We start from the raw sequence: 26,075 nt of genomic DNA on the forward strand, positions 1-26,075 counted from the left end.
CTGATACCCGTCCTTTCCCTGTTGTTGCTGGCAAATCCCGCCTTGGCAGCGGAGAGTTTTACGATTCCTCGCGATTCTGCGACGGTGGTGCAGAAGGGCGATATCGATGTGACCCAGGCGGATATCGACGCCTATCTGAGCCGAATCCCGAAAGAAAACCGGGCGGCCTTCCTGATGGACAACCAGCGCCTCGGCCAGGCAATCGAACAGCTGCTGCTGGTCCGGATTCTGGCAAAGCAGGCCATCGATAACGACCTGCTTGAGGAGCCCGTGGTGCAGGGCAGCCTGTACCAGACCACCTCGGTCTATCTGGCTGAAGAACGGCGCAAGCGCTACATCGCCGAGAATATCCTCGATGATTACGCCAACCAGGCGCGGGAGCTGTATCTGACCCAGCCTTCTCTGTTTGATGTTCCGGCTGGGGTCAGTTTCTCGCATATTCTGGTCAATCGCGGCAGGGGCCGCGGCGAGCTCGATGCCATGCAAACGATATTCGGGGTGTACGAAAAGCTCCAGGAAGGCGCCGATTTCGAAGCTCTGATCGAAGAACACTCCGACGACCCCTACGCCAAAAAAAATGGCGGAAGCTATGAAAATGTCGCCTTCGAAGAGCTGGACGAGGAGGTGGCTCAAGCGCTGCGATTGATGCAACCGGGTCAGATCTCCGAACCCGTGCTTTCAGATCATGGCTGGCACATCATTCGCCTGGATGCCACGAGCGAAAAGCGCACACTGTCCTGGGAAGAGGCTGAGCAACAAGCTCGTCAGATCGCTCGGCAGCGCCATCGCCAGGATCTCGTCGACCGGCTCTACCGTGAAGCGCTCGACGCAAATCCGTTGGAAATCGTCCCCGGATCAATAGAGAAATTGCTTGAGCGCCATGGCATTCGCGATGCGGGGCGTCCTACCGCCGAGAGCATCAGCGAACAGGTCGAAGAGGCTAGACGGCCGGGCCAATGAGCCGGGTCGACCGAGCGCTGCTACGGCGGCTCATCGGCCGGGAAATTCGTTCCAGCTTCATCGGCAGCGCCAGCGGCTGGATCTGGCTGATTCTCAACCCGCTGCTGCTGTTGGCGGTTTATTCCTTCGTTTTCGGCGTGATTTTCCAGGCCCGGGTACCGCCGGGCCTGGATGTTCCTTTCGTTGCCTGGCTGGCCGTTGCGCTCTGGCCGTGGCTGATGTTTTCAGAAGGGGTGCTCACGGGTGCCAAAGCCATTCGTGACCATGCCGCGCTGATCTCGAAGGTCGCGCTTCCCAGAGAGTTGCTGGTGCTGGCATCGGTGTCAGCTGTTTTCGTGCTGCACCTCACTGGCTATCTGGCCGTGTTCGTGGTGCTCGCGCTTTTGGGCATCGAGCTGCACTGGTTGGGGCTTCCGAGGCTGCTGTTGGCGCTACTCAGTCTGTATGTGCTGACCACCGGGCTTGCCCTGGGGCTTTCGGCTATTCAGGTTTATGTTCGTGACCTCGAGCAGGCGCTACCGACGCTGTTCATGTTCTGGTTCTTTCTGACGCCGATTCTGTACGCGCCATCGCTGCTGCCGGCAGAATATGCCGGCTGGCTGAACTACAATCCGATGACCTGGTTCATGGCGGAGATTCGCGCAGGCGTTCTTCATGGTCAGGCTGTGCCCGGCGGGCCCGCACTGATTCTGTTGGCGGGTGGGCTGCTGGTGGTCTGGCTGGGTCGGCAGGTCTTTCGCCGCCTGAGTCCGCACTTCGAGGACTTTCTGTGACTCGACCGCTCTTGCGCCTAGATAACGTTTCCAAGCGCTATCCACCGACGGTCAATTCCGGCGAGCGCTTGAAGGCTTTCTGGCAGCTGCTGTGGCGCGGCCAGGCCGAAGGCGGTACCTGCGTTCTCGAAGACATCAGTTTCGCGATTCAACCGGGTGAGTCCATGGCGTTGATCGGCGCGAACGGAGCCGGAAAGTCCACCCTGCTCAAAATCATTTCCAGCGTGCTGGCGCCGACCAGCGGCCGCATCGAAAAAAATGGGAGCGTTGCCGCGCTGTTAGAGCTTGGCGCCGGGTTCGACCCCGAATACACCGGGCTGGACAACTTGCGCATGAACGCAGCCTTTCTCGGTTTGACGGCAAAACAGGTTGACGAGCGTCTAGACGATATATTGGCGTTTGCCGATATTGGCGAATCGATTCACGAACCGATCAAGCACTATTCCTCTGGCATGGTTGTGCGACTGGGTTTTGCCGTGGTCGCTTCAGTCAAGCCCGATCTGCTGATCACCGACGAGGTGCTGGCGGTGGGTGACGAATCGTTTCAGAAAAAGTGCATTCGCTGGATCGAGAGCTATCTGGCCGACGGCGGCACCATGCTGATGGTCTCGCACAGCATGTATCAGGTGCAGAAGCTGTGCCGGCACGCGTTATGGCTCGACCGGGGGCGGGTGGCAATGTACGGTGATGTATTCGACGTGAGCCAGTCTTACCTGGCCTGGCACGAGCGCAAGGATGCTCAGGAAGCCGAACACGGCCGCAACACCAGCGCCGTCTACCGGATCCGGAAGATTGAACTGGGGACGGGTGACATACGTGAGCCGTCGCTTGCCGCCGGCGACACGCTGGACGTTCACTTGCAGCTGACAGCGCCCGACGGCCGCGCGCCTGAGGTGCTGGTCGGGATTGTTCGCGCCGACGGCACCCCGGTCTACGGTGTGGCCACCGACCACGATGAATTTCAGGTCGAAGTCACGGCTGATCAGGAGGTGAGCCTGCAGCTGCGCTTTCCGGATCTGGCGCTATTGCCCGGCGGCTACGCGGTGCGGGCGCATACCCTGGACCCCGAGGGCCTGCGCATACACGACACTCAGGAAAACCTGTTTACCGTGACCGGCCGCACCCGCGAGCTTGGCCTGGTGCGGCTGGCCCATCAGTGGCGGCAACCATGACCACCATCGTGGTTCCCGTATTCAACGCGCCCGAAGCCACGCGCCGCTGTCTGAAGGCCCTGGAGGAGACGGTGCCGGCCGCGCAGCCGGTCATCGTCATTGATGACGCCTCTGATCAGCCCGCCACCCGCGAAGTAATGGAGGATCTGCCGGAGCAATGGACACGGGTGCGCAACCAGCGCAATCTCGGCTTTGTTGCCACGGCCAATCTGGGAATGACGCTGGCATCCGGCCGCGACGTGGTGCTGCTCAACGCCGACACCGAGGTGACCCCCGGCTGGCTCGAGGCGATCGAGCGCTGCGCTGAATTCGACTCCACCATTGCGAGCATCACGCCGCTGACCAATAACGGCGAAATCGCCTCGATTCCGGAGTTTTGCCGGAACAATCCGTGGCCGCGAAAGCCGTACCGCTGGGCCGCGGCGTGCCGCCAGGCCGGGCCACCCGAGTACCCGGAAGTGCCAACCGGTGTCGGTTTCTGTCTGTATCTGCGCCGCCGGGCGATCGAGGAAGTGGGCCTGTTCGACGAGCCGGCCTTCGGGCGCGGCTATGGTGAAGAAAATGACTGGTGCATGCGCGCCATACAGGCCGGCTGGCGCCACGTGATCTGCGACGACGCCTTTGTCGCCCACGAGGGCGGTGCCAGCTTCAGCCCGCTGGGCATCGCGCCCGGCGCAGAAGCGATGGATGCGCTGCTGGCGCGCCATCCTGACTACATGGATCACGTGCGCGCCTTCATCGACGCCGACCCGATGGCCGCGCGCCGCGAGCGAATCATCCAGGCCTATCGCGCCGCAGAGGCCTGATATCAACCCGGCATCAAAGTAGATTGCATTCAGCCGGAGGCGGGCCTTGCCGATGAGCATGACTTGCGATCGACCCGACAACGCTGCGCCGATTCCTGCGCCAGCGGTTAAACTGGGCTGTGAACATCATCAACTCTTGAGCCATGTCCCAGCCATCCCTTGAATTCACTGGTGAGCGTTTCACCCCCGAATGCGTGCGTGAAATGGCCTATGAGCACTGGCACCGCTATGCCTGGGCCGCCGGGCTGGTAGACGGCCTCGAGGTGCTTGATGCGGCCTGTGGAGAGGGCTATGGCAGTTCCCTGCTGGCCGCCCGGGCGGCCGCGGTAGTCGGCCTCGATATCGGCGCAGACGCGGTGGCTCACGCCCGTGAACGCTACCCGCACGGCAACCTGCAGTTTGACCACGGTGATGCCACGCAGCTGCCCTATGCGGACCGCTGTTTTGATGCCGTCGTGTCGTTTGAAACGCTCGAGCATCTCGAGGCTCAGGAAACGCTGCTGGCGGAGTTCCGACGCGTGCTGCGTCCGGACGGATTTCTGATCATTTCCTCGCCAGACCGCAAGACCTATAGCGACGAGACCGGCTACAACAATCCCTATCACGTCCGCGAGCTCTACCGCGGAGAGCTCGAGGCTCTGTTATCCAGCGTGTTCCCGAGCTACCGTCTCTATGGTCAGAAGCTGATGTTTGCCTCGGCCATGTGGGATTTGAATGCCGGCCAGGGCAGCCAGTTTCTGCTCAACGACGACAGCGTCATCGAGCGCAGTGAGCTCCCCAGCCTGCCGCCGCTCTACTACATTGCCGTGGCGGCGCAGAACGAAGCCTCGCTGCCTGCCGCACCCGCGTTGTCGCTTTACGGCGACCGCGAGGAATCAGTCTACAGCCATTACAACGACGAAGTCGCCAGGCACATTCGTGCTGGTCACCTGCTGGCCGAGCGCGAAGCCGAGATCCAGCGCCTGAGAGCGCAGCTCGAACGCCCCTGGTGGCGGCGCCTGCTTGGCGGCTCATGAACGGCAAGACAGAGGCAATCGCACGCGTTACCGCGGTGATCGTCAACTACAACTCCGGCCGTTGGCTGGCACGCTGTATCGAAAGCCTGCGGGGGCCGGGTCGTTCGGCGCCGAGCGTGGTCGTGATCGACAACGCCTCGACCGATGGCAGCATCGATATCCTCGACGCCGCCGACGGTCTCACGGTGCGCCGGGCGCATCGCAATCTGGGCTTCGGTCGAGGCGTCAACCAGGCGTTGCGCAAGATCGATACGGAGTATCTTCTGATCATCAATCCGGACTGCCTGCTCACCCCCCACTCGCTGGCACGGCTGATCGATGAGCTCGATCATCACCCTGACGCCGCGCTGGCTTCGGGCCGGGTGTTCGACATGAGCGGGCGCGAGCAGCGGGGCAGCCGGCGACGCCTGCCCACCCGTCAGCAGATCCTTTCGGAGGTGATGCCGTTCAGCCAGGTCAACGGCATCGATCTGACGCACGAGCCCGTACCCGATCAGCCGGTGGATGTCGACGCCGTCTCCGGCGCCTGCATGCTGATGCGCACCAGTGCGCTGAAGAAGATCGGTGGTTTTGATCCCCGCTTCCACATGCATTTCGAGGATCTTGACGTCATGGCCCGTCTGCATGCCGCGGGCTGGCGCATCCGCCTGGTGCCCTCGGTTTTCGTCTCCCACGCCGGCGGCGTGTCGTCCCGGCGCCGTCCGCTGGCGGTGCTCTGGGCCAAGCATCAGAGTCTCTGGCGCTACCTCAACAAGCACTGCAGCGAAGACTGGAGCGGGTTCAGCCGCGCCCTGTGGTGGTTGTTCATCCAGCTGCACGCCATCGTGATGACGCCGGTCAGCCTGATCACCCGGACATGAGCGATACTGCACTCATTCTGTTGCTGGGCGCCAGCGGCCCGGTCGGCCAGCACTTTCTCGACCGCACGGCAGGGCAGCGGGTGCGGGCCATCGCCGTATCCCGCCAGGACCCGGCGCGCTCCTGGCCGCATGTGACCTGGCTGCAGCACGATCTGGAGCGCAAGCCGGCCGACGTAAGGGCCGGCACCCTGGTCAGCTTCGGCCCGCTGGCGCACGCGCTGACCCAGGTCAGTCAGGGCGTGGGGCTGGGTCGTGTGATCGCCTTGAGTTCGGCGAGTACTCAGTTCAAGCAAGGTTCGCCCGACCGAGGCGAGCGCCGCCAGATGCGCGCGCTGAGCCAGTGTGAAGACGCGTTGAAACAAGTCTGTCGCGAGCGCGACATCGTGTTGACCCTTCTCAAGCCGACCATGATCTATGGCGGGCAGGATGCCAACGTCAGCCGCATTGCCGGGCTGATGACGCGGCTGCCCGTTGTTCCCTATGCCGGACGCGGCCTGCGCGCCCCGGTCCATGCCGACGACCTGGCCCGCCTGGCGGTGGAGTGCGTCATCTCCGGATCGAAAAGCGCCGGCACCTGGCTGCTGGCCGGAGGGGAGACCCTGACCTGGCCCGACATGCTGCGACGCGTTGCCGCCGCGCAGGGCCGCAGTCAGCGACTGTTGCGCTTGCCGGCAGCCTTGATGAATGCTGTGCTCCGAGCGGCGCACCGCACCGGCCGCATGACCGATATCAAGCCCGCCATGATTGATCGCCAGCGCATGGACCTGGTGGTTGACGATGCGCCGGCGCGCGAAAATCTCGGCTGGAACCCGCGCCCGTTTCGGCCCTGAAGTCTGGATCCAGGCACGTCAGACACCCGGTTGTGGTGCGGGTCTGGACACTTCAAGATCAAGGCCAAAGGCGGTTTCACCCGCCTGCTTCGCAGGCTGATGGCGGGTCACTTTTTCCAGAGCGAAAAAAGTAACCAAGAATCGCTCTTCAAGGTCAACGTCCCACGCTCGATTGTTTCAGGACTGGCTTGCTGTGCGGGCTGGCCCCTTCGCGGCGCTGCCTTCGCGAGGATTCCGTCGGCGGATTCGGTGGCGTTCGCAATAATGGAACGAAGCCGGCAGGCCGGCGGCCCGCCTTCGATCGGCGGGCCATGGATGGGCGTAGCGACGTGGCGGCTCCGGCCACGCGTTGATTGCATTGGTGCCGGTGCGCTACCTCGTCCGTCGCGGATGTCACCGCGACCCACCGTCTGGGCCCAAGGCATTGCGGGGTTGTGATCGTGGCCTGCATCGGTCGGGGTGAGGTCCTCGACGGACGACTGCACCGCGAGCGGTGGTCACCGGCCATCGCAGGGCGTTGCCAACCCCGCCTAACCCTTCAATCTCTTGTACTTCATTCTCCGCGGGCCAGCCTGGTCGCCGTGGCGGCGTTTGTAGTCCTTTTCGTACTCGCTGAAGTTGCCCTCGAACCATTCGACGTGGCTGTCGCCTTCGAAGGCAAGCACGTGGGTGGCGATGCGGTCGAGGAACCAGCGGTCGTGCGAGGTCACCAGTACGCAGCCGGGGAAGGCAAGCAGCGCTTCTTCCAGCGCGCGCAGGGTCTCGACGTCGAGGTCGTTGGTGGGTTCGTCGAGCATCAGCACGTTGGAGCCCGACTGCAGCACTTTCGCCAGGTGCACGCGGTTGCGTTCGCCGCCGGAAAGCTGGCCGATGCGCTTTTGCTGCTCCGAGCCCCTGAAGTTGAAGCGGCTGGCGTAGGCGCGGGCCGGAATGCGGTAGTTGCCGACGTGGATTTCGTCGGCACCGTCGGAGATTTCTTCCCAGACCTGGCGGTCGTCCTGCAGGCTGTCGCGCTTCTGGTCGACATAGCCCAGCTGCACCGTGTCGCCAACTTCAATGCTGCCGCTATCGGGCTGCTCCTGACCGGAGATCATGCGAAACAGCGTGGTCTTGCCGGCGCCGTTGCCGCCGATGATGCCGACGATGGCGCCCGGCGGCACCTTGAAGCTCAGGTCTTCGATCAGCAGGCGGTCGTCATAGCCTTTGTACAGGCCGTTGACCTCGATGACCTTGTCGCCCAGGCGCGGGCCCGGCGGAATATAGATCTGCTGGGTTTCATTGCGCTTCTGAACTTCTTTGGAATTGAGTTCTTCGAACTGCCTCAGGCGCGCCTTGGATTTGGCCTGGCGGCCCTTCTGGTTGGAGCGTACCCATTCCAGCTCGTGTTTGATTTCCTTCTGGCGTGCCTGCTCCTGCTTTTCTTCCACGGCCAGGCGGGCTTCCTTCTGCTCCAGCCACGAGGTGTAGTTACCTTCGAAGGGAATGCCGTGGCCGCGGTCCATTTCCAGGATCCAGCCGGCAACGTTGTCGAGAAAGTAGCGGTCATGCGTCACCGCCATCACGGTGCCGGGAAACTCGTCGAGGAAGCGTTCCAGCCAGGCTACCGACTCGGCGTCGAGGTGGTTGGTGGGCTCGTCGAGCAGCAGCATGTCGGGCTTGGAAAGCAGCAGGCGGCACAGCGCAACGCGGCGGCGCTCGCCACCGGACAGGACCTTGATCTTCGAATCCCATTCGGGCAGGCGCAGCGCGTCGGCAGCGACCTCCAGGGTGCGCTCGATCTCCCAGCCGCCGGCCGAATCGATCTTGTCCTGCAGCTCGGCCTGCTCGGCCAGCAGCTCGGTCATTTCTTCGTCGTCCATCGGCTCGGCGAATTTCTCGGCAATGTCCTCGAAGCGCTCGAGCATGTCGCGGAGTTCGCCGACGCCGTCCATGACCGCCTCGCGTACCGTCTGGTCTTCGGGCAACTCGGGTTCCTGCGGCAGGTAGCCGATGCGGATACCGGGCTGCGGCCGGGCTTCACCGTCGAATTCCTTGTCAACGCCGGCCATGATGCGCAGCACCGTGGACTTGCCCGCGCCGTTGAGCCCCAGCACGCCGATCTTGGCGCCGGGAAAGAACGACAGGGACACATCCTTGATCAGCGTGCGGTTGGGCGGCACCACCTTGGAAACGCGGTGCATGGTGTAGACGTACTGGCTCATTGTGCTCTGGGCTGGTTGGGTGCCAATTGAGGGATGTGGGGGCGAGTCGCTGGGAATGCCAGATGGTTATCGAGTGTAAAGTGCTCAGTGTGAAGTGTGAAGGAAACCCGAAACCCGCGTTACGTCATACTTCACACTTTACACTTCACACTCGGAGCATGTCCTTGATGCGAGTTCTGGTCACCGGCGGCGGCGGTTTTCTCGGGCGCGCGATCGTTCGCCAGCTTCTCGAGCGCGGCGATAGTGTCTCGTCCATCAGTCGTTCCGACTATCCGGAGCTGGCTGAGCTTGGCGTGATCTGCCATCGCGGCGACATGGCCGATCGCGAGGCGGTGATGGCGGCCGTTGACGGCGTCGAGGCGGTGATACACGTGGCCGCCAAGGCCGGCCCCGGCCTGTATTGCCCGGACTTTTTCGCGGCCAATGTCGACGGCACCCGGAACGTCATCGACGCCTGTCGGCACCACGGTGTGCGTTATCTGGTGCACACCTCCTCGCCCAGCGTGGTGCACGCCGGCGGCGATATCGAAGGCGGTGACGAGTCGTTGCCGTATCCGCCGGAGTTTCCGGCGCCGTACCCGGCCACCAAGGCCGAGGCCGAGCACCTGGCGCTGGCCGCCAACGGTGGTGACCTGAAGACCTGCGCCCTGCGACCGCACCTGGTCTGGGGGCCGGGTGACAACAATCTGCTGCCGCGCCTGGCCGAAAGAAACCGCACCGGAAGGCTGAAGCTGCCCGCGCCGGACAGGCTGATCGACACCGTCTACATCGACAACGCTGCTGAGGCGCATCTGCTGGCGCTCGACAATCTGACCGGTGCGGCCACGGCCGCGGGCAAGGCTTATTTCATTACCAACGGCGAGCCACTGGCCGTGGGTGAATGGCTCGAGCGACTGCTCGCCGCCAGCGGCGAGACGCCGCGACTGGGGAGAATCTCACCGCGCCTGGCCATGGCTGCGGCTACCCTGGTCGAAGGGGTCTGGCGGGGGCTGCGGCTCAAACGCGATCCGCCGCTGTCGCGCTTTGTCGTCGAGCAGCTGGCCACGGCGCATTGGTTCGATATCACTGCCGCGCGGCGCGACCTCGGTTACGCGCCGCGGGTGAGCATTGACGAGGGCATGCGACGTTTGGGCGACGCGTCATAACCCCCGCCGCCGCGCCCAGCGATTGATGCGCTCGATACGGGTGCGCCGTACCAGATGGCGGTCGAGTTTGTCGACCCGGTCGTAGCTGCCGTACTTGAGTTTGACCCAGCCGTTGAGGTCGATCTGGCGCAGGTAGTTGAACAGTCGACGGTTGAGGGGACGCCAGCCGGATCGTTGAACCACCGATGTGCCCAGATCAATGATGACCGGGCGACCATCGGCGGAAATCATCACGTTCTTGCGGCTTTTGAGGTCGCCATGGGCAACGCCACGGGCATGCATGGCCGCAAGAATCTGCTGCATTTCGTCGAAGAAGGTTTCCGGATCTGCGGGTGCCGCGTGCCGGAGCAGCGGGCCGTCGATGTACTCGAGCGCCAGGTAACACTGTCGGAACAGACCATGACAGCGCGGAAACCCGGCCAGCCCTTGAACATGGCGGTAGGCGTTGAATTCGCGCAACAAGGAAAACTGACGAGCGCGCCATACCAGGCCGCGGCCGCGCGGGGTTTTCACTGCCAGGTCAAGGCCGTTGCCGGTAACGCGCACCACTCGGCCCTGGTTGCTTTGCGCGACCAACGGCCAGTCTTCGGGGTTGAAATCCTCGAAAAGGCGCGCGAGCGCTGCGGATTCGGAGGCGGCCAACGACATGCGGCCATCATAGCCGAACCGCCGCCGCCTTCCGCGTGGATGGGCTGTCAGGCAGTTTGGCTCCCGGGGGCTCGAAAAGCAGCCGGAGGGGCCCCATTATACGCAGCATCAAAGTTGCCTCACTAGGGATTGATAGCAATGCCGATTTATGAATACCGCTGCCAGTCGTGCGGCCATGAACTCGAAGAACTGCAGAAGATGTCCGACCCGCCCCTGGTTGACTGCCCTGAATGCGATCAACCGGAATTGACCAAGCTGATCTCCGCAGCCGCGTTCCGCCTCAAGGGCAGCGGCTGGTACGAAACCGATTTCAAGAAGGACAATCGCCGCAACCTTGCCGGCGACGGCAAGCCCGAGACGAAGAAGTCCGACGGCGCGTCCGCTTCGAAATCCGGCGGCCAGCCGACAAAGCCCGGCGACAGTGGCGGTGCCGGCGCGCCGGCCGGACAGGCGACCTGACCGATGCGCTCTCACCTTTGTGGACAAGTCAACGAGACGCTCGACGGCCAGACGGCGACCGTCTGCGGCTGGGTCAACCGCGCGCGCAACCTGGGCGGCCTGGTCTTTGTCGGCCTGCGCGACCACGCCGGCGTGTTGCAGGTGGTGGTCGAACCCGACAACGAGCCGGCTTTTGCCGAAGCCGAGAAGCTCAGGAACGAGTTCTGCGTGCGTATCACCGGACGCGTGCGCATGCGGCCGGAAAGCCAGTGGAACGCCGACATGCCCACCGGCAAGGTCGAGATGGTGGCCGACTCGGTCGAGATCATCAGCGCGGCAGCGCCGCTGCCGCTGTTGATGACCGACGAAGACGGCGAGGAAGTGCGGCTCAAATATCGCTACCTGGATTTGCGCCGACCGCGGCTGCAGCGCAATCTCAGGCTGCGCTCGCAGCTTGTCGGTGCGATCCGGCAATTCCTCGATGCGCGCGATTTCATTGATGCCGAAACCCCGATCCTGACCCGCGCCACGCCCGAGGGCGCGCGCGACTATCTGGTGCCCAGCCGCGTGCAGACCGGCAGCTTCTACGCGCTGCCGCAGTCGCCGCAGTTGTTCAAGCAGCTCCTGATGATGGCCGGACTCGATCGCTACTACCAGATCGCGCGCTGCTTTCGTGACGAGGATCTTCGCGCCGACCGCCAGCCCGAGTTCACCCAGCTCGATATGGAGATGGCCTTTGTCGACGAGGCCGAAGTGCAGAACACGGCCGAAGCGCTGATCCGGCAGGTATTCAGGCAGGTGCTCGAGGTCGAGCTGCCCGACCCGTTCCCGCGCATGTCATACGCTGAGGCGATGTCGCGCTACGGCTCCGACAAGCCGGACCTGCGGGTCGATATGGAGCTGATCACCATCTGCAAGCAGGTCCGTCACGTCGAGTTCAAGGTCTTTTCCGGGCCGGCCAGCGATCCGGCCTCACGGGTGGCTGCCTTGCGCGTGCCCGGCGGTGCCAGGCTCACCCGCAAGCAGATTGACGGCTATACCGAATTTGTCGGCCGCTACGGCGCCAAGGGCCTGGCGTGGATGAAGGTCAACGATGCCACCGCAGGTCTTGAAGGCGTGCAGTCGCCAATCGCCAAGTTCCTAGACGAGCAGGCCGTCACCGGCATTCTTGAGGCCACCGGCGCTGCCGATGGCGACATCCTGTTCTTCGGGGCTGGTGAGAAGCCGGTGGCCAACAGCTTCCTGGGCGCGCTGCGGCTTGAGGTGGCCAAAGATCTCGAGCTGTACAACGAGGGCTGGAAGCCGCTGTGGGTCGTCGATTTTCCGATGTTCGAGTATGACGCCGAAGACGGTCGCCATTACGCCCTGCACCATCCCTTTACCGCCCCGGCGGTGGCCGACGGCGAGGCGCTGAAAGCCGAACCGGTCGAAGCGCTGTCGCGTGCCTATGACATGGTGCTCAACGGCTCGGAGATCGGCGGCGGCTCGATTCGTATCCACGATCCGAAGCTGCAGCAGGCGGCCTTCGACGTGCTTGGCATCGACGAGACAGAAGCAAAGGCCCGCTTCGGCTTTTTGCTCGAAGCGCTCAGATACGGCTGCCCGCCGCACGGCGGCATTGCCTTTGGTATCGACCGCATCGCCGCACTCATGGCTGGCGAAGACTCGATCCGCGAAGTGATCGCCTTCCCCAAGACCACCAACGCGTCGTGTTTGATGACGGGGGCGCCGGCGGCGGTGGAGGCAGAGCAGCTCAAGGAGTTGAAGCTGAAATTGCAGCCTTCCAAGACATGAACACCTTGGAAACGCAAAGCAGCGAAGCAGTAATGGGCGCTAAGTGAAATTCAATAATTTCTTTGCGTCCTTTGCTGCTTTGCGTCTTTGCGTTTTAAGGGTTTTGACTCTTGTTTGCGGAGATCCGGTTTCCGTTACCAAGCCGGAGGCGCCATGACGAGATCGGTGATACTCGTCCACGGCCTCTGGTGGGGTGCCTGGAGCATGGGGCTGCTCGGGCGCCGGCTCGAGCGGCGGGGCTTCTCGACGCGGGGATTTTCCTATCCGACCATGCGCCAGACCCTGGCGGCCAATGCGGCGGCGCTGCGTGAGTTCGTTGCCGGGCTGGAAATCGATCGGGTCGATCTGGTCGGTCACTCCCTCGGCGGGCTGGTGATCCTGCGTATGCTCGATGAGTACGCCGACCTGCCGCCCGGTCGCGTTGTGCTGCTGGGGTCTCCCGTCAACGGCTCGGCGGCCGGCCGGCGCGTGGCCGACAAACGCCTGCTCCGGCCGCTGGTGGGCCAGGCCCGCAGCGCCCTGGAGCAGGGTTTTTCGCACGCCCCTGCCGGGCGCGAAGTCGGCGTGATCGCCGGCAGCCGATCGGTCGGCGTCGGGCGAGTTTTCGGGTCGATGGCGCGCCCCAATGACGGCACGGTCACGGTCGCCGAATGCCGCCTTGAAGGCGCTGAAGAGTGCGTTCTGCCGGTGACGCATACGGGGCTGGTGACGGCGCCGTCGGTTTCGATGGCCGCAGCAGATTTTCTGGATTCAGGAAGCTTCGGGCAGTAGCGGGCTTTCAAATTCGAAGCACCAACAGCAAATCCGAAACAGGGGCTTCGATAGTCGGTCAGGGATGGCAGCATTTGCTTCGGTTCGATGCGGTGGCGAGGCCTTCAGCGAACCCGCCCATCCCTGGCCGACCTGGCCGTGCCGTTGCGTTCAACCAGTCAACAAGCCAACCAGCATGCTCACTGCCACGGATTGCAGTCATACCCCGCAATCCGGATCAGCCGATCGGCCTCGAAGGATCCGGCGCCGAGGCCGCCTTCGTGGAAGTTGTAGCCCACCAGCAGCGTGTTGCAGTCCAGCGCCTCGATAGTCATGGTGCCGACCGAATACATGTCGACATCGTCCTCATCGTAGCTCCCCGGGGGGGCGGAGATGAACTCGCCCCCGTAAACCTCGAGCATATCGAGCGTAACGATGTCAAAGCCCGGATCCTCCTGGGCCAGCGAGCCGATCAACCAGAAGGGTTGGCCGTCAATGTAGGTAAACAGCAGCGCCGTGATCGAGTTGGTGTCGTCGCCGTGCGGGTTGAACTCCTCGCCGATCTGCAGCACCAGGCCGTTGTAGGGCATGCCCTCGATGGTGTATTGCCCGGACATGCGGCCGTGCAGGACGGGGTAATCGGACTGCGGCGGGTCGAGCTGAGGCGCATATTCGGGAATCCTCAACAGCAGATAGTCCCGGTCGGTGGCGCCGCTATAGTCGCCCCAGAACATTTCCAGCGTGAACTCATCGTTGTAGTCTGCCGGCCCGAAAGGACGCTCGCTGGCGGAGCCGGTAGCGTAGGGATCGACGGCGAGCATGTAGGTGGTGCCCTGTTCGGTGATTTCATCGGCCGAGGCGTCGACGCTGCCGACGGCCGGGTACTGGATCAGCCGGGCGACGTGCTCCGGCAAATCCACCACGCCCGAGTCGGCGAACACGCGCGGGGTCAGAACCCGCCCGCCACCGGTTTTTTTCAGACGCACCATGACCACCGAATAGCCCTCGTCGTGACAGCCGGTACGCCAGATCTGGACGCTAAGACGTGCTGCGGCAAAGCCCGGGTCCACCGACGGCACATGGATATTGCTCTCGTTGAACAAGTATTCGCCGCCGGGCGGCGGCGCCTGCGGCAGGGATACGGCCACGCAGCCCGGCGGGAAGGGCGAGTTCAGGTCGGTCAGCACGTTGATCTTGCCGGTGGCCGAGGCCTGGCCGACGAACGCAAAAGTCAGAGCAAGCAGCAGGTAGCGCATGATTCGGCGGGTCTTTGAGGTGTGCCGGTTATTCTAGCGCCGGATTCTGAGTGGCGGCTGAATGGAACCGAAGCGAATGCCCGCGTCTTTTTTCGAAAGTGGCCATGGGAGGGATCCGGCGGCTTGCGCTCGCGATGGCTCCACCGCGCCTTGCGCGCCATCGGCGGGGCGTTGACGCCAGCACGTGTGGAAGGAAAGCGACTCGCATCGGGGGTGGGAGCGATCTCCAGATCGCGATACGGCGCTGATCGGAGCCTGCGGTCCGGCCGCCTGCTCACGGTCTGATACCCGTCTTTCAGCTTTTAAGCCGAGCAATTTCGTGCGGGCTTCGACCTTGATTTTGACGTGTCGACACCGCCGCAGCGCCCGGTAGCACCAGTCTTACCGACGCGGCTTGGCGCAAAAAATCGCGGCCTGGAGCCCCTTCCACAGCTCTTGCGCCAATCCAACCCATGCTGCAACGCGTGAAGCACCGCGAGATCAGAGGCGCCACTCGAAAAGGCAATACGTGCTGCAACCGGGTGATGGCATTCCGGGCGGCCGCAGGTCGAGGAGGCGCCCCGACGTGCGCGATCATCGATCGACCTGGGGCAGCCTTCGGTTAATATGACAGGTTGGTCATCACAACGGAGGTATGCCACTCATGGCCGGCCATAGCAAATGGGCCAATATTCAGCACCGCAAGAAGGCGCAGGACGCCAAGCGGGGCAAGATCTTTACGCGACTGGTGCGCGAAATTTCGGTCGCTGCGCGCGAGGGCGGCGGTGACCCCGACAGCAATCCGCGGCTGCGGCTGGCCATCGACAAGGCCAACGGCGCGAACGTGCCCAAGGACAACATCGAGCGCGCCATCAAGAAAGCCACCGGCGACCTTGAAGGCGCCTCCTACGAGGAGCTGCGCTACGAAGGCTATGCCCCCGGCGGCGTGGCGGTGATGGTCGACTGTCTGACCGACAATCGCAACCGCACGGTCTCGGAGGTGCGCCACGCCTTCACCAAGCACGGCGGCAACCTGGGCACCGAAGGCTCGGTGGCCTTTCAGTTCGAGCGCAAGGGCGTGATCACTTTCGCTCCCGGTACCAGCGAGGAGCAGGTGATGGAGGCCGCGCTGGAGGCCGGCGCCGAAGACATCGTCAACCACGACGACGGCGCGATCGAGGTATTGACCGAGCCGGAAGATTTCGAGGGCGTGCGCGACGGTTTCCGCAGCGCCGGGCTGGAGTTCGAGGAAGCCGAGGTTACCGAGCGTGCCAACAACCTGATCGAAGTCGATACCGACACCGGCAAGGCGGTGATCGCCTTCATCGACGTCCTCGAAGATCTCGACGATACCCAGAACGTGTGGTCGAACGCGGATATTCCCGCTGCGGCCTATGAGTGAGTTCAGCGGGTTGCCCGAGGGCCGGGTTCGCGCATGAGGATTCTCGGGCTCGATCCCGGCTCGCGCCGGACCGGTGTAGGCATCATCGAGGGGGAGAAGTTGATTCATGCCGAAACCCTGCGCCTGGGCGGCGGGCCCATGCCCGAGCGGCTGGGGCAGATCTTTTCCGACCTGAGCCGCTTGATTGGCGAGTATCGACCGCAGTTTGCCGCCGTGGAAACGGTGTTCATGAGCCGCAACGCCCAGTCGGCCATCAAGCTGGGCCAGGCGCGGGGCGTGGCCATCTGCGCGGCGGTGGAGGCGGGGCTGGAGGTGCATGAATACGCCCCCCGGGCCATCAAGCTGGCCATCGTCGGCCGCGGTGGCGCGGGCAAGGAACAGGTACAGCACATGGTCCGCGCGCTGATGAAGGTCGACGCCGACCTGGGCGAGGACGCCTACGATGCACTGGCCGCAGCGCTGTGCCATCATCACACCGCACAAACAGCCAGGCGACTGCCCAGTGGAGTGGTATTGCGATGATCGTTCGACTTGCCGGAACCCTTGTTTCCCGTCAGCCGCCGTCGCTGACGGTGGACGTGAGTGGCGTCGGCTACGAGGTCGAGGTGCCGCTCAATACGTTCGACCGCTTGCCCGCAGACGGCGAGGAGCTGGCGATCCTGACCCATCTGGTGGTCAGGGACGACGCCCACACGCTCTATGGCTTTCTTGCTGAAGCCGATCGCAAACTGTTTCGCGAGTTGCTCAAGGTGACCGGCATTGGCCCGCGCCTGGCTCTGGCCATCCTGTCGGGGGTCAGCAGCGACGATTTCGCGCTGATGGTCGAGGCCGGCGATACCAAATCGCTGACCCGGCTGCCGGGCATCGGCAAGAAGACCGCCGAGCGGCTGATTCTGGAAATGCGCGGCAAGGTCTCCGATCTGGGCAGCGGGGCCGATGCCGCGGGTGGCAGCGCGCTGAGCGCCGAAGGCGAGGCCCGCGAGGCGCTCACCGCCCTGGGTTATTCCTCATCGGAAGCGCTGAAGATGATCCGTGCGGTGGCCACGCCGGACCAGTCGGCCGAGGCCCTGATCCGTGACGCGCTGAAGAAGAAGATGCAGGGCTAGTGCACCCCGCCGCCGATTCTGTAACATTCAGAGCGCGCCTGAGCCAAGAGTGCAGGGCGCTACCTGCAGTGAATGGTGCGCCCATTGCACGGGGCGCAACGCCGCAATGTCGGCTCTGGCGCGCTCCCGCAGAGCGAGCCGGAAAGCATTCATCTGCGGCGTTATGTTTCTTGACAAGGATGCTGCCATTGCCTGCGAAACATGCCTTGCAGCCAAATGCTTTCCGACTCGCTGAAGCTTGCAGAATCGGCGGCGGGGTGCACTGATGAGCGAAGAAAGACTGGTGACCGGAGAAGTGGATCAGGACGAGGCCCGCATCGAGGCCAGCCTGCGTCCCGGCCGCCTGGACGAGTACATCGGCCAGCCGGAAATGAAAGAGCGCCTGGGCATTTATCTGGAATCGGCCCGCGCGCGCCACGAAGCCCTCGACCACGTCCTGATTTTCGGTCCGCCCGGCCTGGGCAAGACCACGCTGGCCTACGTCATCGCCCACGAGATGGACGTCAACGTCCGCCAGACCTCCGGCCCGGTGCTTGAGCGCGCCGGTGATCTGGCCGCGCTGCTGACCAACCTCGAGCCCGGCGACGTGCTCTTCGTCGACGAGATCCACCGCTTGAGCCCTGTCGTTGAAGAAGTGCTCTACCCGGCGATGGAAGACTATCGCATCGACATCATCATCGGCGAAGGCCCGGCGGCGCGCTCGATTCAGCTCGATCTGCCGCGCTTTACCCTGGTGGGTGCGACCACTCGCGCCGGCCTTCTGACCTCGCCGCTGCGCGATCGCTTCGGCATTGTCGAGCGCCTGGAGTTCTATGCCCCCGGCGAGCTGGCCGAGATCGTGATCCGCTCGGCCGGCATCCTCGGCATCGAGGCCGACCGCGAAGGCGCGCTGGAAATCGCCCGCAGATCGCGCGGCACCCCCAGGATCGCCAACCGCCTGCTGCGGCGGGTGCGCGATTTTGCCCAGGTGCGCGCGGACGGGCGCATCAGCGAATCGGTGGCCGCCGACGCCCTGGAGATGATGCAGGTCGACGCACGCGGCTTCGACGCCATGGATCGCAAGCTGCTGAAAAAACTGGTCGAGGACTTCAGCGGCGGGCCGGTGGGCGTGGAAAGTCTGGCCGCGGCGCTGTCGGAAGAGCGCGGCACCATCGAGGACGTCATCGAACCCTATCTGATTCAGCAGGGCTTTCTCATGCGCACCGCCCGCGGCCGCATGGCCACCACCGCCACCTGGCACCATTTCGGCCTCAATCCGCCCGACCGGCCCGACGATCTGTTCGACAATCGTTCCGAGACATGACCGATACCGCTGTTGACTTTGCCGGCTTTTGGCGTGCAGGTTGCTGGAAGGGTCGATGATCAGATCCCCAAAAAATCCAGGCCCGGCATCCACGGAACACACGGAATACACGGAAGGTGATTGGAAAGCCGTCAACAGCGATGACTGCAGCGCCTCGGTCGGGGTGGGCAAGAGGCCATCCGCGCATTCCGCGGCTGCAGTGGTCTTCGGTTCTGGAGAGTCCAGCATGGCATGGCGGCACTCATGAGTGATCTGCCAGGGCAAGTGGAGAGTCCCTTCCGCTACCGCGTCTACTGGGAAGACACGGACGCCGGTGGCGTGGTCTATCACGCGCGCTATCTGGCGTTTTTCGAGCGCGCCCGGTCCGACTGGCTGCTGGCGATGGGCTTTCCCCAGGTGCCCATGCGCCGTGAGCAGAATCGCCTGTTCGTGGTGCGCCGGGTCGACACCCGCTATATCATGCCGGCCCGGCTCGAAGATGAACTCGAGATCACGATCGGCGTCGAACACCTGCGAGCGGCCTCGCTGACGTTCAGCCAGCGCATGGTGCGCGCCCGTGATGGCGAGCTGCTGGCTACAGCGCGGGTGGACGCCGCCTGCCTGGCCGCCGACCGTTTTGTTCCGGCGCGCATGCCCGAGGCGCTGCGTGCGGCCATTCAACGACAACAATACAAACAGGAAGCGCAATGAACGGCGAGTTGCAAGTCTGGGAACTCATCCATGGAGCGAGTCTGCTGGTGCAGGGCGTGATGGCCCTGTTGTTGGCGGCCTCGGTCGCCTCCTGGGTGATCATTTTCCGCAAGCGTCAGATGCTGTCGCGGGCCGAATCGCGGGCAAAGAAGTTCGAGGAGAAATTCTGGTCGGGCGCTGATCTCAATCAGCTCTATGATGCCGTTGCCGGGGGGCGGGAGCCGCGCGACGGAATGGAAAGCGTGTTCGAAGCCGGCTTTCGCGAGTTCAAGCGCCAGCGCGAAGAGCGCCAGCTCGATCCCGAGTCGATCACCGACGGTGCCCAGCGCGCCATGCGCGTGACGCTGACCCGCGAGCTCGATCGCCAGGAGCATCGGCTGAGCTTTCTGGCTACGGTCGGCTCGGTCAGCCCCTACGTCGGCCTGTTCGGCACGGTCTGGGGCATCATGAACTCCTTCCGTGGTCTGGCCGGATCGCAGCAGGCGACCATTGCCATGGTCGCGCCGGGTATCTCCGAGGCGCTGATTGCCACCGCCATGGGCTTGTTCGCCGCCATTCCGGCAGTGGTCGCCTACAACCGCTTCTCCAACCAGGTCGAACGCCTGGCGATCCGCTACGACAACTTCAAGGAAGAGTTCGCCTCCATCCTTCTCCGACAGGCGCGTCGGCTGCAGGAGAAGGGGTAGCCCGCCTATGTCCGACTCACCGTATATTCGCCGGCGCCGCAGGCACATGTCGGAAATCAACGTCGTGCCCTATATCGACGTCATGCTGGTGTTGCTGATCATCTTCATGGTTACCGCCCCCCTGATGAACCTGGGCGTCGAAGTCGAGCTGCCCAGCGGTTCGGCCGATCCGATCAGCGATCAGGGCGATCCGCTGATGGTGACGGTTACCGAATCGGGCGACATGTATCTGGATACCGGGGACGCGCCCGAGCTGATCGATGGCGAAACCCTGGTCGATACGGTCGGCGCCATCGTGGCCCGCAATCCGCAGCTGCAGGTCACCGTCAGCGGCGATCGCCGGGTCGATTATCAGCACATCTACCGCGCCATGGTGCTGCTCCAGCGCGCCGGCGTCGCCTCGGTGGGCATGATCGGCGATCCGGAGCCGGACAATCCGGACCAGAACTGACTCCGCCGGTCGCAAGGGCGCCCGTGTTGATTGCTGATTCTGAAATGCACCACGAAGGACACGAAGAATTCATGAATCCTTTTCTTTCCCTGTCACTTCTTCGTGATCTTCGCGCCCTGCGGGATTCGAAATGTGCTTGCCGACGGCTTCGGGTTGACAGGTAATCGTGCTCTCCTTGCAGCGAAAGCAGGCAATCAAGGACTTTCTGTCCGCCCTCGGGCTGGCGGTGGCTGTGCACCTGGGGTTCGTGCTGATCCTGATTGTGGGGACCTGGGACTGGAAGCCGTTCGAGCACCGGCCGGTGCCGGTACGCGTGACCCTGGTCGATCAGGGCGCGGTCGCCGAGCCCGATCGGGCGCAGGAGCAGGCCGCCCAGCAAGAAGCCGAGCGCCAGCGCCAGGCCGAGCTTGAACGCCAGCAGCAGGCGGAGCGGGCCGAGCGTGAGCGTCAGGCCGAACTCGAGCGCCAACGGGAGGCAGAGGCCGAACGCCAGCGCCAGGAAGAACAGCAGCAGGCCGAAGAAGCTGAAAGACGACGCCAGGAGCAGCTTGAGCAGCAGCGTCGCGAAGAAAAGCGCCGCCGCGAAGAAGAGGCCGAGCGCCGCCGCCAGGAAGACGAAAAGGCGCGTCAGGAGGCCGAGCGTGAGCGTCGTCGCCTTGAGCAGCAGCGGCGCGAGCGCGAGGAGGCCCGCCAGCGCGAGCTCGAAGAACTGCGGCGGCAGCGCGAAGAGGCTCAGCGCCAGCGCGAGGAACAGGAGCGTCGCCTGCAGGCGCTGGCCGACGAGCGCGAGCGTGAACGCCAGCAGGAACAAGCCGAGGAGGAGGCCGAGCGCCTCCGCCTGGCCGATGAGCGGGCCGCCGCCGATGCCCGGCGCGCCACGCTCAGAGAGGAATACGTGGGTACCATTCGTGAATTGGTGCGGCGCAACTGGATTCGACCGCCAACGGCCAATCCGGGCGTAGAATGCTCGGTTCGAGTCGTTCAGATTCCCGGCGGTGAAATCATTGATGCAAGCATTGTTTCTCCCTGCAACGCCGACCAGGCCACGCGCCGCTCGATCACCGCGGCGGTGATGCGGGTCGGCCAACTGCCCTACCAAGGATATGAAGATGTATTCGAGCGCCAGATCACATTTGTTTTTGTTTACGACGGTTAAGGGCTTTCTGAGAGGAATCCCCGGCATCGTGCTGCTGCTGTTGCTGGCCAGTTCGCCGGCGGCAGCGGATTTGCGCATCGAGATCGTCGACGGCGTCGAGGGTGCCATGCCGATTGCGGTCGCGCCGTTTGCCTGGAACGCCGAGATGCCCGAGCCCGAAGACGGCGTGGCCGCCATCGTCAGCGCCGACCTTCATCGTTCGGGGCTGTTCGACCCGATGGACGAGGCGGAAATGGTCAACCGCCCCTCCCGACCCACGGAAGTGCGGTTTGGCACCTGGCGCCTGCTCAAGGTCGATCATCTGGTGGTCGGTTCGGTGCGCGAGACCCACGACGGCATGGGCTATGAGATCGAATACCACCTGCTTGACGTGCACAGCGGCAGCGTCCTGTTTTCCAGGGCCATGACCGTGGGCCTGGGTGATTTGCGCTTTGGCGCCCACCGCGTGGCCGATGCCGTCTACGAAGCCCTGCTGGGCGTGCCCGGCGCCTTTGCCACGCGCATTGCCTACGTTGCCGTGCGCGAGGACGATGCCGGCAGCGAGTTGTTCGAGCTGGTCGTTGCCGATGCGGACGGCCACAGCCCCCAGACGGTGGTACGCAACAGCGAACCGATCCTGTCGCCGACCTGGTCACCGGACGCACGCAAGCTCGCCTATGTTTCTTTTGCCACGGGGCGCTCGCAGATCGTCGTGCAGGATCTTTATACCGGACAAAATCGAGTGGTCAGCGCCGATCGCGGCATCAACGGTGCGCCGGCATTCTCCCCCGATGGCCGCAAGCTGGCGGTCAGCCTGTCGCGCACCGGCAGCCCGGAAATCTGGGTGATCGACCTGGAAACCGGCCGCAGCGAGCAGATGACGCATCATTGGTCGATCAATACCGAGCCGGTCTGGTCGCCTGACGGCCAGCGTATCTATTTCACCTCCGACCGTGCTGGCCGCCCGCAGATCTATGCCATGGATGCCGCCGGCGGTGACCCCGAGCGGGTGACCTGGGAAGGGCGCTACAACGCCCACGCCAGCATCGGGCTGGAGGAACGCTACCTGGCGGTTATCTACAGCGAGGGTAACAATGACTACCGCATCGCAATCCATGATCGCGAAACGGAGCGTTTGCGTGTATTATCTGATGGTCGGCTGGACGAGTCGCCGAGTTTTGCGCCGAACGGCAGCATGGTTCTGTATTCTGCCCGCCGAAACGGCAGAAACGAACTGGCCGCCGTTTCGGCCGATGGTCGGGTTCGTCAGAGGCTGGTTCTGAGCGAGGGTGATGATGTTCGAGAGCCGGCCTGGTCGCCAATGATTCAATAAAAAGACTGAAGTTTGCCCCAACAAAATGCCTGTTTGATCCCCCAGGAGGTAGCATGAAGACTGCACTGCGTTTTATCGCCCTTGTCATGCTGGCTGCCATTTTGGCCGCCTGCGCGAGGGAAACGGTGGAAGAACCCGAAACCCCCGAACCGCCGCCGCCGGCCGAGCCAGCGCCCGAGCCGGAAACCCAGCGCCTTGATCCGCGTGACTTTTCCGACCCGCGCAACCTCGACAATGCCGACAGCTTGTTGAGCCAGCGCGTTGTCTATTTCGAGTTTGACCGCTCCAACGTGCGCTCGCAGTTTCGCCCCATCATCGAAGCACACGCTGAGTACCTGCGTTCCAACTCTTCGGCGCGGGTGATTCTCGAAGGCCATGCCGACGAGCGCGGCTCACGCGAGTACAACCTTGGCCTGGGCGAGCGCCGCGGCAATTCCGTACAGGATCTGCTGCGTGCCAACAACGTCTCTTCAAGCCAGATCGAGGTTGTTAGCTACGGTGAAGAGCGCCCGGTCTGCCGCGAAAGCAGTGAAGATTGCTGGCAGCGCAACCGCCGGGTGGAGATCGTCTACACGGCCCGGTAATGGCGTTGAAGACCTTCACCACAGCAGCAATGATCGCGGCGGTCGGCCTGGTGCCGACCGCCGTCACCGCGCCGGCCCAGGCGCAGGATGCCAGCGACACGGTCTATCAGGTTCAGGAGCTGCTCGAGGAAGTGCGTGAGCTCCGGGGCCAGACCGAGTCTCAGCAGCGCGAAATCGAGAACCTTCGACGCCGCCAGCGCGATCAGTATCTGGACCTCGACCGTCGTCTGCAGGCGCTGGAAAAGGGGGACAGGGCGCCTGCCCGCGACGACCGCAGCGAGCGCCCGGCAGACGAGTCCGGCAGCGCTTCCAGAGCGCCGGTGGCACCGGCCAGCGAGTCCGTGCCGCCGCAGCGGCCGGCCCGTGATGAGCCCGAGGTGCGGGCACCGATTGACGCTCAGCCCGAGGTCACCCCGCTGGCGAAGCCGTCATCCGGCCCGTCCCGCGATCTCGCTTCGGTGAGCGCAGAAGAAAAGAGCGCTTACGATCGCGCCTTCCGCGCCCTGCGCGAAACGCGTTACGCTGATGCTGCCGAAGGTTTTTCGAGCTTCCTCGACCGCTATCCCGACTCGTCCTACGCGCCCAACGCGCTGTACTGGCTGGCCGAGACCTACTACGTCACGCGCGATTTCCAGACCGCGCTGAGCTATTTCGAAGAGCTGCTGGAGCAATTTCCTGACAGCGGCAAGCAGGGCGATGCGCTGCTCAAGATCGGCTTCAGCCATTACGAGCTCGAACGCTGGAACGAGGCCCGCGCCGCGCTCGAGCAGGTGCGCAGCCAGCACCCCGGCACAACGCTCTCACGGCTGGCCGAAGGCCGCCTGCGCGACATGCGCCTGGCCGGACATTACTGATCGGCGGTTGGCGCGTTAGTTGACTGGTTAGCTGGTTCGGTATCTGCCGATGCTTGCGGAGTAGCTTCACCGCGATGCCATCCGAGCGGCTCCAGCGTTGCGGCCTGGTGAGGTTGATGCTGCCGGGCGCCAGGGTGGCCTCGACAAGTCAAAGGCGTTCCGCCCGGCTTGCTTCGCAAGCACTTTGGGCGGGTACCTTTTTTCCAGCGCGAAAAAAGGCACGAAAAAGCGCGCTTGAAGGTCAATATCCCACGCTCGGTTATCTCAGAAGATTGATGACTGCGGGGGCTGGCCCCTTCGGTGGGCGGGCTTCGCGAATACCCGGCTGGTCGCGCGTTGGCCTGGATGGCTTCCGAAAGTGGCCATGGGAGAAATCATGGGCTTACGCCCGAAATCAGTTACATCGCGCGCACAGCGCGCGCCATCTGCGGGGAGCCGAGGCAGTAGAGCTGGAAGCTTGCCGCAGATCGCGAAGCGGACGTCCTCGAAACCAGCAAGCCAAGCGCGACCGCCGTGCAATCCAATGTCAAGGGATCGAAGCCGGGCCGTTTTGATGTCGGCATCGCCCCATTCCTGCTAGCGCCACCAGATCCTCCGACGGAGTATTCGCGAAGGTATCGTCGCGAAGGGGCCAGCCCGCACAGCAGGTAAGTCCTGAAACAATCGAACGTGGGACGTTGACTTTGAAGAGCAATTTTTGGTTACTTTTTTTGCTCTGGAAGAAAGTTACCCGCCATCAGCCTGCGCAGCAGGCGGGCGGAACGCCTTTGACTTGTCGAGGCCACCCTAGCGCCCGGCAGCATCAACCTCACCAGACTGCAACGCACAAAGCGCCCGGACGGCATCGCGGCGCAGCCGCCCCGCCAACCCGTACGCGCCGAACCAGCCAACCAGCCAACCAGCCAACCAGCCAACCAGCCAACCAGCCAACCAGTCAGGCAACATTATTGTCCTGCCCCTGATCCGGGATGGGCTACCATGGCCGTTTTGTGGCAACCTGGGGCACATCCACCATGATCGAAACCGTCGTCTTCCCCGTCGCCGGCCTCGGCACGCGGTTTTTGCCCGCCACCAAGGCCATCCCCAAGGAGATGCTGCCGGTGGTGGACAAGCCGCTGATTCAGTACGCGGTAGAGGAAGCCGTGGCGGCCGGCGCCCGCCGGCTGGTGTTTGTCACCGGGCGGACCAAGAGCGCCATCGCCGATCATTTCGATACCGCATTCGAGCTCGAAACCGAGCTTGAGCAGCGCGACAAGCACGAACTGCTGGCTCTGGCGCAGGCCACCGTGCCTGAAGGCGTCGAGTGCCTGTATGTCCGACAGCGCCAGGCGCTGGGTCTGGGCCATGCCGTGCTGTGCGCCCGATCCCTGGTGCCGGGCGCCGCATTCGGGCTGATCCTCCCCGATGATCTGATCGACAACGGCAATGATCCGGTGCTGGCCCAGCTTGTCCGCCACCACGCCGAGACGGGCGCGTCGGTGGTCAGCGTCGAGGAAGTGGAGCGCGAGAAGACCCGCGCCTATGGCGTGGTCGCTACCGAGCCCTTTACCGGCCGCAGCGGCCGCATTCACGGCATGGTGGAAAAGCCCGAGCCGGCGGATGCGCCCTCGAACCTGGCCATTGTCGGGCGTTATGTTCTCCACTCGCGCATTTTCGAGCTGCTGGAGCATACCGCCCCGGATCATCGCGGCGAGATCCAGATCACCGATGCCATTGCCGCGCTGCTTGAAGAGCGGGCAGTCGACGCCTACCAGTTCGAGGGCCGGCACTACGACTGCGGCTCCAAGCTGGGCTTCTTGCAGGCCACCGTCGATCTGGGCCGCAAACACCCCGAGCTTGGAGACAGCTTTTCCGCCTGGCTCGATGACCGTTGAAACGCAAAGCAGCGAAGTGGCAAAGGACG

26 protein-coding genes and 1 pseudogene are annotated in these 26,075 nt (G+C 63.7%); 24 read left to right on the forward strand and 3 right to left on the reverse strand.

Features of this window, described 5'->3' with window-relative positions; translation table 11 throughout:
- The first annotated feature begins 87 nt into the window (after positions 1-87).
- The 7 genes from ACEWQ0_RS12110 (at position 88) to ACEWQ0_RS12140 (ending at position 6,417) form a co-directional block, all read left to right on the forward strand.
- Positions 88-960: a peptidylprolyl isomerase gene (locus tag ACEWQ0_RS12110; protein ID WP_476485469.1), complete on the forward strand. Its 873-nt coding sequence runs from the start codon at positions 88-90 to the stop codon at positions 958-960.
- A complete protein-coding gene (locus ACEWQ0_RS12115; RefSeq protein ID WP_476485470.1) occupies positions 957-1,733 on the forward strand; it encodes an ABC transporter permease in 777 nt (258 codons plus the stop codon). The genes ACEWQ0_RS12110 and ACEWQ0_RS12115 overlap by 4 nt, the downstream gene beginning before the upstream one ends.
- On the forward strand, positions 1,730-2,905 hold the full coding sequence (locus tag ACEWQ0_RS12120; RefSeq protein WP_476485471.1) for an ABC transporter ATP-binding protein: 1,176 nt from the start codon (positions 1,730-1,732) through the stop codon (positions 2,903-2,905). Before ACEWQ0_RS12115 ends, ACEWQ0_RS12120 begins: the two co-directional genes overlap by 4 nt.
- Positions 2,902-3,711 (forward strand): glycosyltransferase family 2 protein, encoded by an 810-nt coding sequence (locus ACEWQ0_RS12125; protein WP_476482282.1) that lies wholly within the window; start codon positions 2,902-2,904, stop codon positions 3,709-3,711. The genes ACEWQ0_RS12120 and ACEWQ0_RS12125 overlap by 4 nt, the downstream gene beginning before the upstream one ends.
- A gap of 143 nt (positions 3,712-3,854) precedes the next feature.
- Positions 3,855-4,727 carry a class I SAM-dependent methyltransferase gene (locus ACEWQ0_RS12130; RefSeq protein ID WP_476485472.1) on the forward strand — a complete coding sequence of 291 codons (873 nt, stop codon included), beginning with the start codon at positions 3,855-3,857 and terminating at the stop codon, positions 4,725-4,727.
- Positions 4,724-5,587, forward strand: coding sequence for a glycosyltransferase family 2 protein (locus tag ACEWQ0_RS12135; RefSeq protein WP_476485473.1), 864 nt, complete (start codon positions 4,724-4,726; stop codon positions 5,585-5,587). The genes ACEWQ0_RS12130 and ACEWQ0_RS12135 overlap by 4 nt, the downstream gene beginning before the upstream one ends.
- Positions 5,584-6,417 (forward strand): Rossmann-fold NAD(P)-binding domain-containing protein, encoded by an 834-nt coding sequence (locus tag ACEWQ0_RS12140; protein ID WP_476485474.1) that lies wholly within the window; start codon positions 5,584-5,586, stop codon positions 6,415-6,417. Before ACEWQ0_RS12135 ends, ACEWQ0_RS12140 begins: the two co-directional genes overlap by 4 nt.
- A gap of 530 nt (positions 6,418-6,947) precedes the next feature.
- On the opposite strand, the gene ettA is transcribed toward ACEWQ0_RS12140, so the two are convergent.
- The gene (ettA, locus tag ACEWQ0_RS12145) at positions 6,948-8,618 is read right to left on the reverse strand and encodes an energy-dependent translational throttle protein EttA (protein WP_476482278.1); all 1,671 of its coding nucleotides are present in this window, start codon (positions 8,616-8,618) and stop codon (positions 6,948-6,950) included.
- A gap of 167 nt (positions 8,619-8,785) precedes the next feature.
- Here ettA and ACEWQ0_RS12150 point away from each other — a divergent pair, with 167 nt between their 5' ends.
- On the forward strand, positions 8,786-9,763 hold the full coding sequence (locus ACEWQ0_RS12150; RefSeq protein WP_476482306.1) for an NAD-dependent epimerase/dehydratase family protein: 978 nt from the start codon (positions 8,786-8,788) through the stop codon (positions 9,761-9,763).
- On the opposite strand, the gene ACEWQ0_RS12155 is transcribed toward ACEWQ0_RS12150, so the two are convergent.
- Positions 9,758-10,411 carry an RIO1 family regulatory kinase/ATPase domain-containing protein gene (locus ACEWQ0_RS12155; protein WP_476482277.1) on the reverse strand — a complete coding sequence of 218 codons (654 nt, stop codon included), beginning with the start codon at positions 10,409-10,411 and terminating at the stop codon, positions 9,758-9,760. The two genes, ACEWQ0_RS12150 and ACEWQ0_RS12155, sit on opposite strands and share 6 nt — an antisense overlap.
- Before the next feature lie 138 nt (positions 10,412-10,549).
- Between ACEWQ0_RS12155 and ACEWQ0_RS12160 the strand changes: the two are divergent.
- From ACEWQ0_RS12160 to ACEWQ0_RS12175, 4 genes and pseudogenes are all read left to right on the forward strand, one after another.
- Positions 10,550-10,645: pseudogene (locus tag ACEWQ0_RS12160) on the forward strand (FmdB family zinc ribbon protein); the annotation flags it as partial.
- 12 nt (positions 10,646-10,657) lie between these two features.
- Positions 10,658-10,870 carry an FmdB family zinc ribbon protein gene (locus tag ACEWQ0_RS12165; protein WP_476485590.1) on the forward strand — a complete coding sequence of 71 codons (213 nt, stop codon included), beginning with the start codon at positions 10,658-10,660 and terminating at the stop codon, positions 10,868-10,870.
- Positions 10,871-10,873: 3 nt separating this feature from the next.
- Positions 10,874-12,643 (forward strand): aspartate--tRNA ligase, encoded by a 1,770-nt coding sequence (gene aspS, locus ACEWQ0_RS12170; protein WP_476485475.1) that lies wholly within the window; start codon positions 10,874-10,876, stop codon positions 12,641-12,643.
- 153 nt (positions 12,644-12,796) lie between these two features.
- Positions 12,797-13,414 carry an alpha/beta fold hydrolase gene (locus ACEWQ0_RS12175; RefSeq protein WP_476482274.1) on the forward strand — a complete coding sequence of 206 codons (618 nt, stop codon included), beginning with the start codon at positions 12,797-12,799 and terminating at the stop codon, positions 13,412-13,414.
- 179 nt (positions 13,415-13,593) lie between these two features.
- Here ACEWQ0_RS12175 and ACEWQ0_RS12180 read toward each other — a convergent pair whose 3' ends face one another.
- The gene (locus ACEWQ0_RS12180; RefSeq protein ID WP_476482273.1) at positions 13,594-14,649 is read right to left on the reverse strand and encodes a hypothetical protein; all 1,056 of its coding nucleotides are present in this window, start codon (positions 14,647-14,649) and stop codon (positions 13,594-13,596) included.
- A gap of 643 nt (positions 14,650-15,292) precedes the next feature.
- Here ACEWQ0_RS12180 and ACEWQ0_RS12185 point away from each other — a divergent pair.
- From ACEWQ0_RS12185 to galU, 12 genes are all read left to right on the forward strand, one after another.
- Positions 15,293-16,030: a YebC/PmpR family DNA-binding transcriptional regulator gene (locus tag ACEWQ0_RS12185; protein WP_476482272.1), complete on the forward strand. Its 738-nt coding sequence runs from the start codon at positions 15,293-15,295 to the stop codon at positions 16,028-16,030.
- A 33-nt stretch (positions 16,031-16,063) separates the two neighbouring features.
- A complete protein-coding gene (gene ruvC / locus ACEWQ0_RS12190; protein ID WP_476482271.1) occupies positions 16,064-16,552 on the forward strand; it encodes a crossover junction endodeoxyribonuclease RuvC in 489 nt (162 codons plus the stop codon).
- Complete coding sequence (gene ruvA, locus ACEWQ0_RS12195) at positions 16,549-17,136, forward strand: Holliday junction branch migration protein RuvA (RefSeq protein WP_476482270.1); 588 nt, start codon at positions 16,549-16,551, stop codon at positions 17,134-17,136. The genes ruvC and ruvA overlap by 4 nt, the downstream gene beginning before the upstream one ends.
- 265 nt (positions 17,137-17,401) lie before the next feature.
- Positions 17,402-18,439: a Holliday junction branch migration DNA helicase RuvB gene (gene ruvB / locus ACEWQ0_RS12200; RefSeq protein WP_476482269.1), complete on the forward strand. Its 1,038-nt coding sequence runs from the start codon at positions 17,402-17,404 to the stop codon at positions 18,437-18,439.
- A 243-nt stretch (positions 18,440-18,682) separates the two neighbouring features.
- Positions 18,683-19,129: a tol-pal system-associated acyl-CoA thioesterase gene (gene ybgC, locus ACEWQ0_RS12205; protein WP_476482268.1), complete on the forward strand. Its 447-nt coding sequence runs from the start codon at positions 18,683-18,685 to the stop codon at positions 19,127-19,129.
- On the forward strand, positions 19,126-19,815 hold the full coding sequence (gene tolQ, locus ACEWQ0_RS12210) for a protein TolQ (RefSeq protein ID WP_476482267.1): 690 nt from the start codon (positions 19,126-19,128) through the stop codon (positions 19,813-19,815). The genes ybgC and tolQ overlap by 4 nt, the downstream gene beginning before the upstream one ends.
- Before the next feature lie 7 nt (positions 19,816-19,822).
- Positions 19,823-20,266 (forward strand): protein TolR, encoded by a 444-nt coding sequence (gene tolR / locus ACEWQ0_RS12215; protein WP_476482266.1) that lies wholly within the window; start codon positions 19,823-19,825, stop codon positions 20,264-20,266.
- Positions 20,267-20,441: 175 nt separating this feature from the next.
- Positions 20,442-21,422, forward strand: coding sequence for a cell envelope integrity protein TolA (gene tolA / locus ACEWQ0_RS12220; RefSeq protein ID WP_476482265.1), 981 nt, complete (start codon positions 20,442-20,444; stop codon positions 21,420-21,422).
- 28 nt (positions 21,423-21,450) lie between these two features.
- A complete protein-coding gene (gene tolB / locus ACEWQ0_RS12225) occupies positions 21,451-22,734 on the forward strand; it encodes a Tol-Pal system beta propeller repeat protein TolB (protein ID WP_476485476.1) in 1,284 nt (427 codons plus the stop codon).
- A gap of 53 nt (positions 22,735-22,787) precedes the next feature.
- Positions 22,788-23,318 carry a peptidoglycan-associated lipoprotein Pal gene (pal, locus tag ACEWQ0_RS12230; protein ID WP_476482263.1) on the forward strand — a complete coding sequence of 177 codons (531 nt, stop codon included), beginning with the start codon at positions 22,788-22,790 and terminating at the stop codon, positions 23,316-23,318.
- Positions 23,319-23,347: 29 nt separating this feature from the next.
- Positions 23,348-24,172 (forward strand): tol-pal system protein YbgF, encoded by an 825-nt coding sequence (gene ybgF, locus ACEWQ0_RS12235; protein WP_476485477.1) that lies wholly within the window; start codon positions 23,348-23,350, stop codon positions 24,170-24,172.
- A 1,013-nt stretch (positions 24,173-25,185) separates the two neighbouring features.
- The gene (gene galU / locus ACEWQ0_RS12240; protein WP_476485478.1) at positions 25,186-26,046 is read left to right on the forward strand and encodes a UTP--glucose-1-phosphate uridylyltransferase GalU; all 861 of its coding nucleotides are present in this window, start codon (positions 25,186-25,188) and stop codon (positions 26,044-26,046) included.
- Positions 26,047-26,075 lie beyond the last annotated feature (29 nt).

Source organism: Wenzhouxiangella sp. YN9 (genome assembly GCF_056324165.1).